This window comes from Sphingomonas sp. KR3-1 (assembly GCF_040049295.1).
GTDB lineage: Bacteria > Pseudomonadota > Alphaproteobacteria > Sphingomonadales > Sphingomonadaceae > Sphingomonas.
On sequence record NZ_JBDZDQ010000003.1, the window covers coordinates 229,498 to 245,321 of the forward strand.

At 66.4% G+C, this 15,824-nt stretch carries 16 protein-coding genes; all 16 read left to right on the top strand.

Going from position 1 to position 15,824, the window contains the following annotated elements; all coding sequences use genetic code 11:
- Positions 1–203: 203 nt before the first annotated feature.
- The 16 genes from tsf to ABLE38_RS17040 all read left to right on the top strand — a co-directional run bounded on the left by tsf (position 204) and on the right by ABLE38_RS17040 (position 15,805).
- Positions 204–1,139 (top strand): translation elongation factor Ts, encoded by a 936-nt coding sequence (gene tsf / locus ABLE38_RS16965; protein ID WP_348975429.1) that lies wholly within the window; start codon positions 204–206, stop codon positions 1,137–1,139.
- 124 nt (positions 1,140–1,263) lie between these two features.
- Entirely contained in the window at positions 1,264–1,911 is a 648-nt protein-coding gene (locus tag ABLE38_RS16970; protein WP_348975430.1) for a TMEM175 family protein, read from the top strand.
- Entirely contained in the window at positions 1,911–2,318 is a 408-nt protein-coding gene (locus ABLE38_RS16975) for a hypothetical protein (RefSeq protein ID WP_348975431.1), read from the top strand. Before ABLE38_RS16970 ends, ABLE38_RS16975 begins: the two co-directional genes overlap by 1 nt.
- Positions 2,319–2,555: 237 nt before the next feature.
- Positions 2,556–3,608, top strand: coding sequence for a hypothetical protein (locus ABLE38_RS16980; RefSeq protein WP_348975432.1), 1,053 nt, complete (start codon positions 2,556–2,558; stop codon positions 3,606–3,608).
- A gap of 80 nt (positions 3,609–3,688) precedes the next feature.
- On the top strand, positions 3,689–5,761 hold the full coding sequence (locus tag ABLE38_RS16985; RefSeq protein ID WP_348975433.1) for a LamG-like jellyroll fold domain-containing protein: 2,073 nt from the start codon (positions 3,689–3,691) through the stop codon (positions 5,759–5,761).
- Positions 5,762–5,865: 104 nt separating this feature from the next.
- Entirely contained in the window at positions 5,866–6,597 is a 732-nt protein-coding gene (gene pyrH, locus ABLE38_RS16990; protein WP_348975434.1) for a UMP kinase, read from the top strand.
- Between the two features lie 12 nt (positions 6,598–6,609).
- Positions 6,610–7,167 (top strand): ribosome recycling factor, encoded by a 558-nt coding sequence (frr, locus tag ABLE38_RS16995; RefSeq protein ID WP_348975435.1) that lies wholly within the window; start codon positions 6,610–6,612, stop codon positions 7,165–7,167.
- Between the two features lie 42 nt (positions 7,168–7,209).
- Positions 7,210–7,953 (top strand): isoprenyl transferase, encoded by a 744-nt coding sequence (locus tag ABLE38_RS17000; protein WP_348975436.1) that lies wholly within the window; start codon positions 7,210–7,212, stop codon positions 7,951–7,953.
- A complete protein-coding gene (locus ABLE38_RS17005) occupies positions 7,950–8,729 on the top strand; it encodes a phosphatidate cytidylyltransferase (protein ID WP_348975437.1) in 780 nt (259 codons plus the stop codon). Before ABLE38_RS17000 ends, ABLE38_RS17005 begins: the two co-directional genes overlap by 4 nt.
- Positions 8,726–9,883, top strand: a complete 1,158-nt coding sequence (dxr, locus tag ABLE38_RS17010) for a 1-deoxy-D-xylulose-5-phosphate reductoisomerase (protein ID WP_348975438.1) — start codon at positions 8,726–8,728, stop codon at positions 9,881–9,883. Before ABLE38_RS17005 ends, dxr begins: the two co-directional genes overlap by 4 nt.
- Entirely contained in the window at positions 9,880–11,013 is a 1,134-nt protein-coding gene (locus ABLE38_RS17015) for a M50 family metallopeptidase (protein WP_348975439.1), read from the top strand. Before dxr ends, ABLE38_RS17015 begins: the two co-directional genes overlap by 4 nt.
- 68 nt (positions 11,014–11,081) lie before the next feature.
- Positions 11,082–13,862: an outer membrane protein assembly factor BamA gene (gene bamA, locus ABLE38_RS17020; protein WP_348975440.1), complete on the top strand. Its 2,781-nt coding sequence runs from the start codon at positions 11,082–11,084 to the stop codon at positions 13,860–13,862.
- Positions 13,862–14,617, top strand: coding sequence for an OmpH family outer membrane protein (locus ABLE38_RS17025; protein ID WP_348975441.1), 756 nt, complete (start codon positions 13,862–13,864; stop codon positions 14,615–14,617). Before bamA ends, ABLE38_RS17025 begins: the two co-directional genes overlap by 1 nt.
- On the top strand, positions 14,614–15,093 hold the full coding sequence (gene fabZ / locus ABLE38_RS17030) for a 3-hydroxyacyl-ACP dehydratase FabZ (protein WP_348975442.1): 480 nt from the start codon (positions 14,614–14,616) through the stop codon (positions 15,091–15,093). Before ABLE38_RS17025 ends, fabZ begins: the two co-directional genes overlap by 4 nt.
- Positions 15,093–15,326, top strand: a complete 234-nt coding sequence (locus tag ABLE38_RS17035) for a hypothetical protein (protein ID WP_348975443.1) — start codon at positions 15,093–15,095, stop codon at positions 15,324–15,326. The genes fabZ and ABLE38_RS17035 overlap by 1 nt, the downstream gene beginning before the upstream one ends.
- The gene (locus ABLE38_RS17040; protein WP_348975444.1) at positions 15,323–15,805 is read left to right on the top strand and encodes a hypothetical protein; all 483 of its coding nucleotides are present in this window, start codon (positions 15,323–15,325) and stop codon (positions 15,803–15,805) included. The genes ABLE38_RS17035 and ABLE38_RS17040 overlap by 4 nt, the downstream gene beginning before the upstream one ends.
- The last annotated feature ends 19 nt before the right edge of the window (positions 15,806–15,824 follow it).

The following is a 15,824-nucleotide window of genomic DNA, read 5'->3' on the forward strand; positions in this document are numbered from 1 at the left end:
TCTTCGAACTGACATAGGGACGCACTAGGCGGCCCGTCAGTTCGAAGGCGCCGATCCTTTCCCCCGTTCGTGCTGAGTTTGTCGAAGCACCGTCTTCCTTCCGGCGCGCGGCAAGAAAGAACGGCCCTTCGACAAGCTCAGGGCGAACGGGTTTTACATATGGCCGGACCGGACTCCGGCCAGCCAAGCTAGAGGAAATACACATGGCCGAGATCACCGCTGCAGCCGTGAAGGAGCTCCGCGAAAAGAGCGGCGCCGGCATGATGGATTGCAAGAAGGCGCTCACCGAGACCAATGGCGACATCGAAGCCGCCAGCGACTGGCTGCGCTCGAAGGGCCTCGCCGCCGCTGCCAAGAAGTCGAGCCGCACCGCCGCTGAAGGCCTGGTCGGCGTCGCCGTCGCCGGCACCAAGGGCGTGGCCGTCGAAGTGAACTCGCAGACCGACTTCGTCGCCAAGAACGAGATCTTCCAGGGCTTCGTCCGCGACGTGACCGCGGTCGCGCTCGAGAAGGGTGACGACATCGAGGCGCTCAAGGCCGCGCAGCTGCCGGCCGGCGGCACCGTCGAGGAAGTCCTCACCAACAACATCTCGACGATCGGCGAGAACCAGGTCCTGCGCCGCGCCAAGCTGGTGCAGGTCTCGCAGGGCGCGGTGATCCCGTACGTCCACAATGCGCAGGCCCCGGGCCTGGGCAAGATCGGCGTGCTCGTCGCGCTCGAGAGCGATGCCGGCGTCGACGTGCTCGAGCCGCTGGGCAAGCAACTGGCGATGCACATCGCCGCCGCCTTCCCGCTGGCGCTGTCGGTCGAGGACCTCGATCCGGAAGTCGTCGAGCGCGAGGCTGCGATCCTGCGCGAGAAGAACGCCGAGAAGATCGTCGGCAAGTCGGCCGAAGTCGCCGAGAAGATCCTCAACGGGCCGATCGAGAAGTTCAAGAAGGAGAACGCGCTGCTCACCCAGGCGTTCGTCATGGACGGCAAGACCCCGGTCCAGGACGTGATCGCCAAGGCGGCCAAGGACGCCGGCAGCGCGATCGCGCTCAAGGACTATGTCCGCTTCCAGCTCGGCGAAGGCATCGAGAAGGAAGAGAGCGACTTCGCCGCCGAAGTGGCTGCGACTGCCGGCCTCACCAAGTAAGGTCTTCCCGGACCTGATGCGCGGGCGCTGTCACCTCCGGGTGGCGGCGCCCGTTTGCGTTTGGGGCTTCTCGACTTGGCGGAGGGACGTGTAGTCTGTTTGCCAGGGCCAAGGGGAGGCAGGGATGAGCGAACCCGAATCGCTGGACACGCACGAGCCGTTGACGCGCAGGCTCGAGCGACATTGGTTCGATCGGCTGATCATGCTTTCCGATGGGGTGTTCGCGATCGCGATGACCCTGCTCGCGCTGGAAGTCAGGCCGCCGCACGAATGGAATGGCGACATGCTCGACCTGCTCGCGCAGAGCTGGCGCGCGCTGTTCGGCTTTGCGCTGAGCTTCCTCGTCATCGCCTTTTTCTGGGTGAACAACCGCGCGATCGTTGCGCGGCTGCAGCGGGTCGACGGGCCCTATACGGCGCTGACGCTGATCCTGCTCTGCCTGATCTGCCTCACGCCCTTCGGCACCGCGCTGGTTGCCGAGCACGGGCCGAACCGCGCGATGCGCTTCTATTCCTTCCTGGTCGCGGCGAGCGGCGTCGCCCAGGCGCTGCTCTGGGGCTATGCCGCGCTGCTGCGCGACCTGGTCTATCCCGAGATCGGCCGCGGCGAGCGCTGGTTCCGGCTGGCGGGGCTGCTGCTGATCCCGCTGATGTTCTGCGTCGTCGGGCTGACGATCGGCGCGGGGACCAGCCAATGGACGATGATGCTGGTGATCGTGGTCGCGGCCGGCATGGGCCAGCTGCGGCGGCGTCTGATGCGCCGAATCGGCTGATGCGCGCGCGGTCCGAGACGGCGCTGGCGGTGCTCACGCTGGTCGCCGCGGCGACGCACTTCACGCTCGAGACCTGGTATCACCTCACTTGGGGGCAGCCGCTCCAGGCGCTGCTCGTCGACTATGTCTGCAACGCGCTTATGCTGCTCGGCGGGTTTCGCTCGCTGAGCGTGCGCCCGGGGAGCGCGGCGGGGCTGCTCGCCGCCGGCTGGGCCTATGCGCTGGGCTTTGGCTGGCGCAGCGTGTTCGGGCGGATCGATCTGCTCCAGAGCGGGGTGCGGGCGACCAATGGCGAACCGACGGGGGCGATCGTGATCGTGCTGCTGGCGGCGCTGGGGATCGTGGCCGTGATGCTGCTCTGGGCACTGACGCTCGCCTGGCAGCAAAGTCGCCGAAGCGGGGGATGAGGTCCGGCCGGTTTGCGCCGGGAGCGGACGGAATGCGCCGCTGAACCGCGAGTCGCCGGTAGGTCTCCTCCGAATTTTGGGCGTAGTGGGCGGTTCGCTTCGGATTATCGCCTAATAAATTCTGGTTAACTTCCTGGATTCGTGCGAATGAATCCAATAGTCATATCGGTTGCATCTGTGTTTTGAAGTATATGCCGAGGAATATATCCCTTCCGTAACAGGGGAAGGGGAAATGGCATGACTCAGTATGCCGATATATTCATGCGTGATTTCGTGGGGGATACCGGACAAATCCCCAGCACGACCCGAACCACGGTCAGCCAATCCCCGGACATCATCCCCGCCGGCACGACGCCGGTAGCAAACTATCAGACATATTACGCCAATAATTATTATGGGCCGATAAATTCCTATAATTATTATCATAATCTGCAGCAGCAGAACTACAACTACATCTATCTTCGGGCGGACAACCTTTACCCGGGCGCGCAGACCGGGCAGGTCTACCTCTATTATTGCCCGTCGTCGCTGCTGCTTCTGCCCGACCAGTGGATCAACAACCGGATTCCCTGCTCGAACGCGCACAACTATGCCAATTTCACCGCGACCACGACGAACCAGATCGTGGTGGGCGATGCGCCCTTCTACTGGTTGCCGCCGCCGCTTTCGTCGTCCCAGGGGCATTACTGCCTGATCGCGCAGGTCGTGACGAGCGAGGATCCCAATCCCATCCCCTCGGGCGACGACCTGCACGACTTCGCGCTGTGGGTGGCGGATCACCCCGGCATCGCCTGGCGCAACGTCACCGTGATCAACACGGTGCCGCCGCCGGGCTATAGCGGCTACCAGACGATCGCCAATCCGCACGCCAATCACGAGATCTATGTGCTGCTCGTGACGTGCCTGGAGATACCCGACGGCACCGTGGTGTCGCTGGTATGCCCGGTCGAGGGGCCGGCGCCGGCGATCAACCTGGTGGAGACGGTCGGCCCGGCGAACCAGATGACCAGCGATCCGAAGAGCAACCTCTTCTCGACGACATCGCGGCTGCCCGGCAATTTCGTCGCGCAGGTGCAGCTGACCGCGCAGACGCCGGCCGGCGCCCAGCTTCCCTTCGGCGCGAGTATCACGGTCAGCTGCCTGCTCGCCGCCAGCTCGAGCAGCAAGGCGGCGCATGTCGGCTTCCGCCCCGAGGAGATCGGGCTCGATGCATCCGTGCTCGGCGACGAGGCGGAGAGCGGCGTGCTGCTGCTGCTCGGCGACTACACCTATCGCTACGCGATCGATTGAGCGGGCACGCCCGCGGAGACCCTTGAAACCGAGCCGCGCCGGCGGCGCACCGGCAATTCGTCAGATACAGGAGACGTGCGATGGCATCGACCTTGCCGAGGAAGTCCGCCGCGGTCGCGTGGATCCCGCCCGAGGGCAGTGTCAACCTGGGCACCGGCGTGCCCGTGGTGTTCGACGGCAACCACGACTTCAGCATCGGCCTTTGGGTCCAGTTCGACGCCGCCGCGCCCGACGTGACGCTGGTGACGCAGGAGAACATCCTGCTGCTGAAGCTGCAAAACGGGTATCTCTCGGCGCAGTTCGTCGGCCAGATCACGCCGGTGCGATCGCAGGAGCCGCTGCTGCCGGGCCAGCATTATGTGGTGCTCACCTATGCGGCGACGGGTGTGCGTGCCGGGCAGATGACGCTCTACGTCAACGGCGTGCTGGTGGGGCAGGCGGTCATCTCCAATATCGGCGCGGCCTCAACCCTGCCGATCACCGTCGGCGGCGGCGAGGCGACGCTCGCGCTGTGGGCGCTCAACTTCTACGACATCGCGCTGGCGGAGAGCGCCGCTAGCTACAACTGGTCGCCGGGTGCGGCGGCGGACGGGCTCGTCGCGTCCTTCTGCTTCTGCAACGTGCCGGCGAACGAGCCGATCGCCGATCTGCCTTTCACCTGGGCGGGCGGCGCCGAGCAGCGCATCCGCACCTCGGCGATGCGCTTTCCCGGGATGGGCTGGGTCAGCCCGGTGCCCGCGGCGCCGGTCACGGCCTCGGGCGCGGCCTATACGATCCAGGCGGCGGTCTATCTTCCCTATGCCGCCGAGCAGAGCGGCGCGATCTTCGGGATGGGGCAGGTGGATCTGGGCAGCGGCGTCGCGCTGCGGATCGGCCCGGGCAGCGGCGGCGGCGTGCTGTCCGTGCTGCACGGCACCACCTCGCTGGTCGCAAGCGGTGCGCTCGACCCGGAGGCGTGGCACAATGTCGCGGTCACCTTCGACGGCACGATGCTGCGGCTCTATGCCGATGGCGACCTCGTCGCCAGCGTCGCGGCGGCGCCGCTCGCGGTCGCGCCGGCGACCTCGGTCATCGCCGGCGCCGAGCCGATCGCCGATGCGCCGGGCGTCGACATGCCCTTCACCGGATCGATCCAGACGGTCGACCTGTGGAACATCGCCCTCACCGCGAGCCAGCTCGAGCAATATGCCAGCGCGCTGCCGTTCGAGGAGGAAGGCTGCATTGCCTCGTTCGACCTCGCCGAGTTCAGCGTCGACCAGGTGAGCCAGGTGTCGCTGATCTCGGTCAACGGTCCGCTCCCGGGCACGCTGTACGTGCCGGTTCCGCGCGGGCTGAGCGGCGAGAGCGCCGGCGCGGCGTCGTTCGCGCGCGAAAAGGGGAGGCTGCTCGCTGGCGCATCGGCGCTGCCGCCCTATCGCCCGACGCTGCCGATCACCGAGCGCGACATCGAGAAGGCGATCGCGGGGCTGAAGGCGATCCTGCCGGCGCACACTCCGCAGGCGGTGCGGCAGGCCGCGATCGCCGGCCAGCGCGCCGCGCTCGAGCAGGCCCAGGCCGCCGTGGCACGCGGCGAGCGGCTGCCGGGGACGTTCAGCTACGGCTATGAAGGCGACCACGCGTCGATCTATTTCCACGACGTCGACGGCGATTACGAGGTACTGCGATTCGCCCGTGATGCGGTCACCCCGTGCGGGTTGTGGTACATCTCGCTCGGCAGCACGATCCTCTTCGGCATCCTCGGCATATTGGGCGTGCCGCTGTCGAGCCAGAAGGTCAGCCAGGCGGTCTCGCGCTACTTCACCCGCTATCCGCGCGCGGCCATGGCCGCGGCGACGGTGCTGCAGGAGGAGATCAGCGCGCGCTCGATCGTCGCCTTCGTCCGGCTGCTCTACCAGACCGGGGGCTTCAAGAGCCTGATCACCTCGCTGCTGAAGGAACTCAGCTTCTGGGACTTCCTGTTCTTCAGCGCCAGCCTGCTGGTTACCTTCCTCGAACTGGTCGTGCCCAACCCCAGCACTGCGGCGTGGCTGGCCTTCATGCTCACCAAGATCACCCTGTTCGTCGCGCAGCTGATCCTGGTGTGGAACGACCAGCCACCCGGCTGTCTCAGCAGCGGGCAGGTGCGCATCGGGACGCCGCTGCCGATCGGCTGACCTGCCGATCCGCCGAAGATTACGGTCCTTCTTGGCTTGTTCGGGCGGCGCGGCACCTCTAAGGTCTGCGCCGCTCCCGTATCCAGCGTTACCAAAAGGCTTGCATGACCGTCCCCCGATTCAAACGCATTCTTCTGAAGCTCTCGGGCGAGGTCCTGATGGGACAGGGGCAGTTCGGCATCGACCCGGACACCTGCGAGCGCGTGGCGCTCGAAGTGAAGGACGCCAAGGACAGCGGGCTCGAGATCTGCATGGTCGTGGGCGGCGGCAACATCTTCCGCGGGCTTGCGGGCGCCGCGCAGGGCTTCGACCGCGCCTCCGCCGATTACATGGGCATGCTCGCCACGGTGATGAACGCGCTGGCGATGCAGAACGCGCTCGAGAAGATCGGCGTCGACACGCGCGTCCAGTCGGCGATCCCGATGGCGTCTGTTTGCGAGCCCTATGTCCGCCGCCGCGCCGAGCGGCACATGGAGAAGGGCCGCGTCGTGATCTTCGCCGCGGGCACCGGCCTGCCGTTCTTCACCACCGACACCACCGCGGCGCTGCGCGCGGCCGAAATGAACTGCGACGCGCTGTTCAAGGGCACCAGCGTGGACGGCGTCTATGATGCCGACCCGAAGAAGGTGAAGACCGCAAAGCGTTACGATACGCTGGGTTACGACCGCGTCCTCGCAGACAATCTGAAGGTGATGGACGCCTCCGCCGTCGCGCTGTGCCGCGACAACAATATCCCGATCGTGGTGTTCAACATCCGTGACGAGGGCAACCTTACCCGCGTGATCAGCGGCGAGGGCACCTCGACGATCGTCCAGAACGAACCCCAATACGCATAAGAGGAGCCGAAAATGGCCGCATATGACAAGGCCGACCTCGAGCGCCGGATGAACGGCGCGGTGGAGTCGCTCAAGCATGACCTGCAGGGTCTGCGCACGGGCCGCGCATCGATCGCGCTGCTCGATCCGGTGACGGTCGAGGTCTATGGCGCACACATGCCGCTCAACCAGGTGGCGACCGTCGCCGCGCCCGAGCCGCGCCTGCTCTCGGTCACGGTGTGGGACAAGTCGAACGTCGGCCCGGCCGAAAAGGCGATCCGCTCGGCCGGCCTCGGCCTCAACCCGATCACCGACGGCCAGACGCTGCGCCTGCCGATCCCGGACCTGACCGAGGAGCGCCGCAAGGAGCTCGCCAAGCTCGCCAGCCAATATGCCGAGAAGGCCCGCATCGCGGTGCGCAACGTGCGCCGCGACGGCAATGACAACCTGAAGACCGACGAGAAGAAGGGCGTGTTCGGCGAGGACGAGCGCAAGCGCCACGAGACCGAGGTGCAGAAGCTGACCGACGCCACGATCGTGGAGATCGACGCGGCGGCGAGCGCCAAGGAAAAGGAAATCCTGGGCAAGTGATGCCGGCGCGCGCCCTGCCTGTTTCTTGCCGGAATGACGTCAATGGGGCGTTCGGTGGCCGCTAAGCCTGCGCTCGTTTCAGAGGGTGCTGCACCCCCGCGCCATGTCGCCATCATCATGGACGGCAATGGCCGCTGGGCGAAGAAGCGGCTGCTGCCGCGGATCGCCGGGCACAAGCAGGGCGTCGAAGCGGTGCGGCGGATCAGCCGCGCGGCGCGCAAGCTCGGCATCGAAGTCCTGACGCTCTATGCTTTCTCCTCGGAGAACTGGCGGCGGCCGGAGGAAGAGGTCCGCGACCTGATGGGGCTGCTGCGCCACTTCCTGGCGAGCGAGCTCGACGAGCTGGTCTCCGAGGGCGTGAAGCTGCGGATCATCGGCGCGTGGCGCCAGCTCTCCCCCGATCTCGTCGCGATGATCGAGGGCGCGGTGGCGCGCACCGCGAGCAATCCGGGGCCGACGCTGGTGATCGCGCTCAACTATGGCGCGCAGGCCGAGCTGGCCGATGCCGCCCGCCTTCTCGCCGAGAAGGTGCGGGCAGGGGAGATAGATCCCGCCAGCATCAACGAGAAGGCGTTCGAGGCGGCGCTCGATACCGGCGACCTGCCGCCGCTCGACCTGCTGATCCGCACCTCGGGCGAGCAGCGGCTCTCCAATTTCCTGCTGTGGCAGGCGGCCTATGCCGAATTGCTGTTCGTCGACACGCTGTGGCCGGACTTCGACGAGAAGGCGCTCACGCAGGCGCTCGGCGAGTTCGGCAAGCGCCAGCGACGCTTCGGGGGCCTGTGACCAAGAAGGGCTCCGAGCTTACCACCCGGCTGGGTGTCGCGTTGCTGCTGATCGGGCTGGCCGGTGCCGCGCTGTACGCCGGCGGGCTGGGCTTCTGGGCGGTGGTGTGCTTCGCCGGCGTGCTGATGATGGGCGAATGGGCGACGCTGGCCGGGGCCAATCCGCGCGGCCGCAAGCTGGCGCAATATGCGATGTCGGTGCCGCTCGCGGCGATGGCGCCGGGACTCGCCGCGGGGCCGGGTTTCCTCGCGCTGGGCCTGATCATTGGCGTGTTCTTCTTCCTGGCGATCGTGACGCGCGGCGGGCAACTGGCGCTGGGCGCCTTCTATGTCGGGCTGCCGGTGCTGGCGCTGGTGCTGATCCGCGAGCAGCCGGTGCAAGGGCTGTTGCTGACCTTCTGGGCGATGGCGCTGGTATGGGCATGCGACAGCGCCGCCTATTTCGCCGGGCGCGCGATCGGCGGACCCAAGCTGGCCCCGGCGATCAGTCCCAACAAGACCTGGGCCGGGTTCCTGGGCGGCGTGGCGGGGGCTACGCTGTTCGCCTTCCTGCTCGTCTGGCTGTTCGGCCTGCCCGTGGCGCTGGCCTGGGCAACACCGGCGCTGGCCGCGCTGTCGCAGCTCGGCGACTTGCTCGAAAGCCATTTGAAGCGCCTAGCGGGCGTGAAGGACTCGGGCAATCTGCTGCCCGGTCATGGCGGCGTGATGGACCGGCTCGACGGGCTGGTCGTGTCCGCCCCGGTGGCGGCGCTGCTGGTGCTCTGGCTGGTTCGATGAAAACCGTCACGATTCTGGGGGCTACCGGCTCGGTCGGCAGCTCGACGCTCGACCTGATCGAGCGCGAGCCCGAGCGCTTTGAGGTCGTCGCGCTCACCGCCAATTGCGATGTCGAGAAGCTTGCAGCGGCGGCGATCCGCACGCGCGCCCGGCATGCGGTGGTGGCCGATGAAAGCTGCCTGCCGGCGCTCACGGAGCGGCTGGCGGGGACGGGGATCACCGCCGCGGGCGGTGCGGAAGCGGTATGCGACGCCGCGCGGATGGGCGCGGACTGGACGATGGCGGCGATCGTCGGGCTGGCCGGCCTCGGCTCGGCAATGGCGGCGATCGAGCAGGGCGGCACCGTGGTGCTCGCCAACAAGGAGCCGCTGGTCTCGGCCGGCGACCTGGTGACCGCGGCGGCACGACGCCACGGCGCCACGATCCTGCCCGCCGATTCGGAGCACAACGCGATCTTCCAGTGCTTCGATTTCGAGCGCCCGGAGCGCGTAAGACGGATCATCTTGACCGCGAGCGGCGGGCCGTTCCGCGATTGGGACCTCGAAGCGATGGGCGACGTGACGCCGGCCCAGGCCTGCGCGCATCCCAATTGGTCGATGGGCGCCAAGATCTCGGTCGATTCGGCGACGTTGATGAACAAGGGGCTCGAGCTGATCGAGGCGGCGCGGCTGTTCCCCGTTGAACATCACAAGCTTGAAATACTCGTGCATCGCCAGTCGGTTATCCACTCGATGGTGGAATATGTCGACGGATCGGTACTGGCCCAGTTGGGCCCTTCGGACATGCGGGTGCCGATCGCGCACACGCTCGCCTGGCCCGACCGGATGGCGACGCCGATGCCGCCGCTCGACTTTGTGGCAATGGCAAGGCTCGACTTCGAGGCACCGGACGCCGTGCGCTTCCCCGCATTGCGGCTGGCGCGCGAGGCATTGGAGGCCGGCGGCGCTCGCCCGGCGATCCTCAACGCGGCAAATGAAGTGGCCGTGGCGGCCTTCCTTTCGGGTCGGCTCAACTTTCTTGAAATTGCCGCAATCTCTGCCGATACGCTTGCTCGCTATGACCCGGTCGCTCCGGAAAGCCTCGAAGCCGTTTGGGCAATCGACGCCGAGGCTAGGCGGATCGCGGGCGAGCGTGTGAAGGACGGCGTCGCTTGATTCAAAATCCCGGCATCCTGGTTACCATACTCGCATTCGTGCTGGTGCTAGGACCGCTTGTCTTCCTGCATGAGCTCGGACATTACCTCGCCGGACGCTGGTTCGGCGTGAAGGCGGACGAGTTCGCGATCGGCTTCGGCCGCGAGATCGCGGGCTTCACCGACAAGCGCGGCACGCGCTGGAAGTTCGGCTGGCTGCCGTTCGGCGGCTATGTCCACTTCGCCGGCGACATGAACCCGGCCAGCCAGCCTTCGCCCGAATGGCTCGCGTTGCCCGCCGCCGAGCGTGCCAAGACCTTCCAGGCCAAGCCGCTGTGGCAGCGCGCGATCGTCGTCGCCGCCGGGCCGATCATGAATTTCATCGTCGCGATCGTGATCTTCGCGGCCTTCGCCTTCGCCTATGGCCAGAACGTCACGCCCGCGGTGATCGGCACGGTTGCGCCGAAGAGCGCCGCCGCCACTGCCGGCCTGCAGCCGGGCGACCGCATCGTGGCGCTGAACGGCCAGCATATCGGCGACTTCACCGACATGGGCGTGTTCACGGTCATGCGGGCCGGCGAGCGGGTGGTGATCGACTTCGAGCGCGCGGGCCAGGCCCAGCGCGTGGAGGCGGTGATCGGCTCGCTCGCGCTCAAGGATCGCTTCGGCAATGTCAGCCACCGCGGGATGCTGGGCGTGGGCCCAGGCGCGCCGGTGGTGCGGCCGGTGCCGCTGTGGGAGGCCCCGCTGGTGGGCATTTCGCAGACCGTCGAGACGGTGCAGCTGATGGTCGAGGGCCTGAAGCGCATCATTCTTGGCCAGATTCCGGTCAGCGAGCTTGGCGGGCCGCTTAAAATCGCGCAGGTATCGGGCGAGAGTCTCGCTATGGGACCTCTCGCGTTGGTGAGCCTGATCGCGTTCATTTCGATTAATCTGGGATTCATCAACCTGTTGCCAGTTCCGGTGCTGGATGGCGGCCATCTGTTGTTCTACGCAGTGGAAGCCGTCCGTCGTCGCCCGGTGGAGCCGCAGGTTATGGAATGGGCCTATCGTGGCGGCATGATCGCAATATTGGCGCTCGCGCTGTTCGTTACGCTCAACGATCTCGGCACGTTCGGCGTGTGGAGAAATCTGGCCGGCTTGATCGGCTGATGTGGTTCGTGCAGGGCGGTGAAAGCCGCGTGGCTGACGGCCGAGTATTTGATTCCGACTGGGGTGGGATGGTGACTGCGATCAAGGCAACGAAAATCGGCGCGCGCGCCACTGCGACCCTCCTCGCGGGCACCATGCTCTCGGGCGCGGCGCTCGCACAGACGGCGGCCCAGACGGTCCCCGCGGCGCCTGCTCCCGCTGCGCAGACGGCTCCGGCCCAGCTGCCGGCGCCCGTGACGCGCACGATCAAGTCGATCCGCGTCCAGGGTTCGCAGCGCATCGAGCCCGAAACGGTGATGAGCTATACGCGCCTGCGCGTGGGCGACGCCTATACCAACGAGACGATCGACCAGGCGATCAAGGACCTGCTCGCGTCCGAACTGCTGGCGGACGTGTCGATCGAGGGCGTCGAGACCGGCGACCTGGTGATCCGCATCCGCGAGAGCCCGGTGATCAACCGCGTGATCTACGAGGGCAACAAGCGGCTCAAGGAAGACAAGATCAAGAAGGAAGTGAAGCTGGCGCCGCGCCAGATCTTCACCCGTACCGCCGTGCGCGCCGACGTGGCGCGGATCGTCGAGCTCTATCGCCGCCAGGGCCGCTTCGCCGCCTCGGTCGAGCCGAAGATGGTCAGCCTCGACCAGAACCGCGTCGACGTGATCTTCGAGATCCACGAGGGCCCGAAGTCGAAGGTCCGCCAGATCAACATCATCGGCAACGAGGTGTTCTCCGACGGCAAGCTGCGCGGCGAGATGGCGACCAAGACCGCCAGCATCACGCACCTGATGAGCTCGAACACGAGCTACGACCAGGATCGCCTGGCCTATGACCAGCAGAAGCTGCGCCAATTCTACCTGACCAACGGCTATGCCGATTTCCGCGTGATCTCGGCCGTGGCCGAGCTGACGCCGGACAAGAAGGACTTCATCATCACCTACGTGGTGGAGGAAGGCCCGCGCTACAAGTTCGGCCCGGTCACCGTCGACAGCGCGATCCGCGACTTCGACGACAAGAAGCTCGCCAGCGCGCTGAGCATCAAGGAAGGCGACTGGTACAACGCCAAGGCCGTGGAAGACACGGTCGAGCAGCTCAGCCAGACCGCCGGCATCGCCGGCTACGCCTTTGCCGATGTCCGTCCCGAGTTCCAGCGGGACAAGGACTCGCTGACGATGGCGATGAACTTCCACATCGCGGAAGCCAATCGCACCTATATCGAGCGCATCGACATCACCGGCAATCGCCAGACGCAGGACAAGGTGATCCGTCGCGAGTTCCGCGTGGCGGAAGGCGATGCGTTCAACACCTTCCTGGTCAAGCGCTCGCAGGACCGCATCAACTCGCTGGGCTATTTCCAGGACAAGTTCGAGGTCGAGCGCGTCGAGGGCTCGGCGCCGGATCGCATCGTGCTCAAGGCGAACGTCGAAGAGAAGGCGAATGGCGAGCTGACGCTCTCGGCCGGCTTCTCGAGCCTCGAGCAGTTCATCCTCCAGGCCTCGATCCGCCAGCGCAACTTCCGCGGCATGGGCCAGACGGTGTCGGCCTCGGTCGACTATTCGAGCTATTCGAAGTCGGTCGAGCTGGGCTTCACCGAGCCTTATCTGTTCGACAAGAACATCGCGCTGGGCGGCACGATCTTCCGCCGCGACTATAACGCGTTCAACTATATCGGCTCGGACCGCTCGACCACCTACAGCCAGGTATCGACCGGCTTCCAGATCGTCACCGGCGTGCCGCTGACGGAATATTGGACGCTGTCGGGCCGCTACTACCTGGCCCAGGACAATGTGACGCTCGACAAGTCGAGCTTCTATTCGGACACCAATGGCGACGGCGTCGTCGATACCTGCGACCCGCTCAAGGCCGGCCGCTATTATTGCGAGGCGGTGGGCAACCGCCTGACCTCGCTGGTGGGCCTGACGCTGACCTATGACAGCCTGAACAGCCGCCTTCGCCCGACGCGCGGTTCGCGCCTGTCGGTTAGCGGCGACTTTGCCGGCCTCGGCGGCGACGTGCGCTACCTGCGTGCCCGCTTCGACGCCGACAAATACTGGAATGTCGGCCACGGCTTCATCGCCTCGATCTCGGCCGAGGGCGGCTATATCCACAGCCTGGAGAAGGCGACGACCGCGGGCAGCGATCCGGTGCGCATCACCGATCGCTTCTACCTGGGCGAGCCGCAGTTCCGCGGCTTCGACATTCGCGGCGTCGGCCCGCGCGTGCAGCGCATCGCGTACACCGGCTCGGTGGCGACCGGTGACCAGCTGCTCGTCACCGACAAGGACCAGATCACCGACGACGCGATCGGCGGCAAGGCCTATTACCTGACCAAGGCCGAGCTCGAGATTCCGCTGGGTGCCGGTGCGGCCGAAATGGGCCTGCGCCCGTCGATCTTCATCATGGCCGGCAGCCTGTTCGACATCACCAAGCCGGGCAAGACGATCGACTTCACCCAGGCGACCGACACCAACGGCAAGCTGCTGTACAATGCCGACGGCTCGCCCTCGCTGCTGCCCAACATCGCCAACCAGTTCGATTCGGCGGGCAACCAGCTCTACACGGCGACCGACCCGTCGACCGGCTTCACGACCTCGACCCCGTGCCGTGTCGGCTTCGGCACGACGACCAGCAATTGCGCCGGCACGACGATCAACCCGCTTTACCAGATCACGACTGCTCCGTTCTACGAGCGCTATGCCGGCGATACCGCCAGCCCGCGCGTGTCGATCGGTTTCGGCGTGAACTGGAACTCGCCATTCGGGCCGCTGCGCATCGATGTGGCCAAGACGTTGCTCCACGCCAAGGGTGACGACACCAAGCTTGTAACCTTCAACGTAGGAACCCAATTCTGATGTTTACCAAGAAGCGCATTCTCGCGGCGCTGCTCGCGGCGCCCGCCGCGCTCGCCATCGCCGTTCCCGCGCACGCGCAGGTCAACGGCATCGCCACCGCCAGCCCGGTTCGTGTCGTCGACGCCTCGAAGGCGTTCGCCGCGGCCCAGCAGCAGATCCAGGGCACCTACAAGGGCGCCTTCGACCAGATCAACGCGCGTCGCCAGGCCGCCCAGAAGGAAGCCGAGCCGCTTCTCGCGCAGCTCGACACCAACAAGGACAAGAAGGTCGACGACGCCGAGCTCAAGGCTGCTCAGGCTGCCAAGAACCCGGTGCTCGACAAGATCGCAGCGATCCAGAACGCTGCGAACGCCGACGTCAACAAGCTGAGCCTGCCGGCCGCGCGATCGGAGCTGTTCGCGATCGAATCGATCCTGCGCCAGTATGACGCCGCACAGATGCGTGTCATCACTGCCCGCAAGATCGGCGTCGTCCTGTCGCCGGAAGTGTTCATGTACGCGCCGGATACGGCCGATATCAGCGACGCGATCGTCGCCGAGCTCGACAAGGCCGTGCCGACCGTCGGCATCCAGCCGCCGGCCGACTGGCAGCCCGCGCGCGAGACCCAGGCGCTGCAGCAGCAGCTCGCCCAGCTCGAGCAGATCCGCGCCTATCAGGCGGCTGCCCAGCAGCGCCCGGCAGGCGCCGCCGGCGCCGCTCCGGCTCCGGCTGCAGCCCCGGCCGCTGCCGGCAAGAAGCCCGCCGAACCGCGGTGAGCGAGGAAGCTACGGCAGCGACCGACATCGGTCCGCTTGATATCAAGCGCGTGATGGCGGCGCTGCCGCATCGTTACCCGATGCTGCTCGTCGATCGCGTCGAGGAGCTGGTCCCGAACCAGCGAATCGCCGCGATCAAGGCAGTGTCGATGAACGAGGAATTCTTCCAGGGGCATTTCCCGGGAAGGCCGATCATGCCCGGCGTCCTCCAGGTGGAGGCGCTGGCCCAGGCGGCGGGCGTGCTCGCAGTCGAGAGCCTCGGGCTCGCCGGCTCGGGCAAGCTCGTCTATTTCATGTCGATCGACGGGGTGAAGTTCCGCAAGCCGGTCGAACCCGGCGTGCTGCTGCGCCTCGAGGTCGAGTTCATCCAGAAGCGTTCGCGCGTCTGCAAGTTCGCAGGGCGCGCGATGCTCAACGGCGAAGTCGCCACAGAGTGCGAGTTCACCGCGATGATCGCGGACCCGCCGTCCGAATAATGGACTTGCTGACCGCGTTCGGGCTGTTCGCGGTGAGCGCGATGCTTGTTACCTATGCGCTGGAGAGCCGCGGGGCAGGGTGGATCCTTGCCTTTGCGGCTTCCTGCTTGCTGGGCTCGACCTATGGCTTCCTGCAGGGCGCCTGGCCGTTCGGGCTGGTCGAGGCGATCTGGGCAGGCGTTGCCGCGCGACGCTGGTGGCTGGTGTGGCCAAGTGACGGGAGGGCGGGATGATCCTTGGAGCGATGCTGTTGGCTGGCATGGCCGCGGATCCCGCTGCGCCTTCCGCGCAGGGCTGCGCGGTGATCGAGGCAGCCTATACTGTGGCGACCGGGAGCGACCGGCGCCTCCACCCGGTCGATCTCCGCCCGGCCGAGCATGCGCTGGATCTAAGTGGTTTCGGCGAACGCTATATCGCGCGCATGCCGCTTCGGCAGGATGAGTTCGCGATGCTGAAGGCACGCGAGGCGCTCTATCCCAGCGCGCAGTTCCAGCCCCGTTGCACCTGGACGAGCAAGGCGAAGCCGCAGGTGGAATATGGGGAGACCATGGCGGTCGCGGTCACCAATCCGATATTCTCGGAACGAGGGCAGCTCGCGCTGGTCGAGGTCTCCTTCTACGGCAATGGCCTATGGGGGCATGGGGAGCTGTGCGTCGTTCGCCGCACGGCCGCGAGATGGACTGCCGAGTGCCTGCGGAGCTGGATCGCCTAGAGGTTGCGTCCTGTGTGTG

What these genes read in the sequence shown, in the direction of transcription:
- tsf (WP_348975429.1), top strand. Translation starts at nt 204, where the DNA reads ATGGCCGAGATCACCGCTGCAGCCGTGAAGGAGCTCCGCGAAAAGAGC.
- ABLE38_RS16970 (WP_348975430.1), top strand. Translation starts at nt 1,264, where the DNA reads ATGAGCGAACCCGAATCGCTGGACACGCACGAGCCGTTGACGCGCAGG.
- ABLE38_RS16975 (WP_348975431.1), top strand. Translation starts at nt 1,911, where the DNA reads ATGCGCGCGCGGTCCGAGACGGCGCTGGCGGTGCTCACGCTGGTCGCC.
- ABLE38_RS16980 (WP_348975432.1), top strand. Translation starts at nt 2,556, where the DNA reads ATGACTCAGTATGCCGATATATTCATGCGTGATTTCGTGGGGGATACC.
- ABLE38_RS16985 (WP_348975433.1), top strand. Translation starts at nt 3,689, where the DNA reads ATGGCATCGACCTTGCCGAGGAAGTCCGCCGCGGTCGCGTGGATCCCG.
- pyrH (WP_348975434.1), top strand. Translation starts at nt 5,866, where the DNA reads ATGACCGTCCCCCGATTCAAACGCATTCTTCTGAAGCTCTCGGGCGAG.
- frr (WP_348975435.1), top strand. Translation starts at nt 6,610, where the DNA reads ATGGCCGCATATGACAAGGCCGACCTCGAGCGCCGGATGAACGGCGCG.
- ABLE38_RS17000 (WP_348975436.1), top strand. Translation starts at nt 7,210, where the DNA reads ATGGGGCGTTCGGTGGCCGCTAAGCCTGCGCTCGTTTCAGAGGGTGCT.
- dxr (WP_348975438.1), top strand. Translation starts at nt 8,726, where the DNA reads ATGAAAACCGTCACGATTCTGGGGGCTACCGGCTCGGTCGGCAGCTCG.
- bamA (WP_348975440.1), top strand. Translation starts at nt 11,082, where the DNA reads ATGGTGACTGCGATCAAGGCAACGAAAATCGGCGCGCGCGCCACTGCG.
- ABLE38_RS17025 (WP_348975441.1), top strand. Translation starts at nt 13,862, where the DNA reads ATGTTTACCAAGAAGCGCATTCTCGCGGCGCTGCTCGCGGCGCCCGCC.
- ABLE38_RS17035 (WP_348975443.1), top strand. Translation starts at nt 15,093, where the DNA reads ATGGACTTGCTGACCGCGTTCGGGCTGTTCGCGGTGAGCGCGATGCTT.
- ABLE38_RS17040 (WP_348975444.1), top strand. Translation starts at nt 15,323, where the DNA reads ATGATCCTTGGAGCGATGCTGTTGGCTGGCATGGCCGCGGATCCCGCT.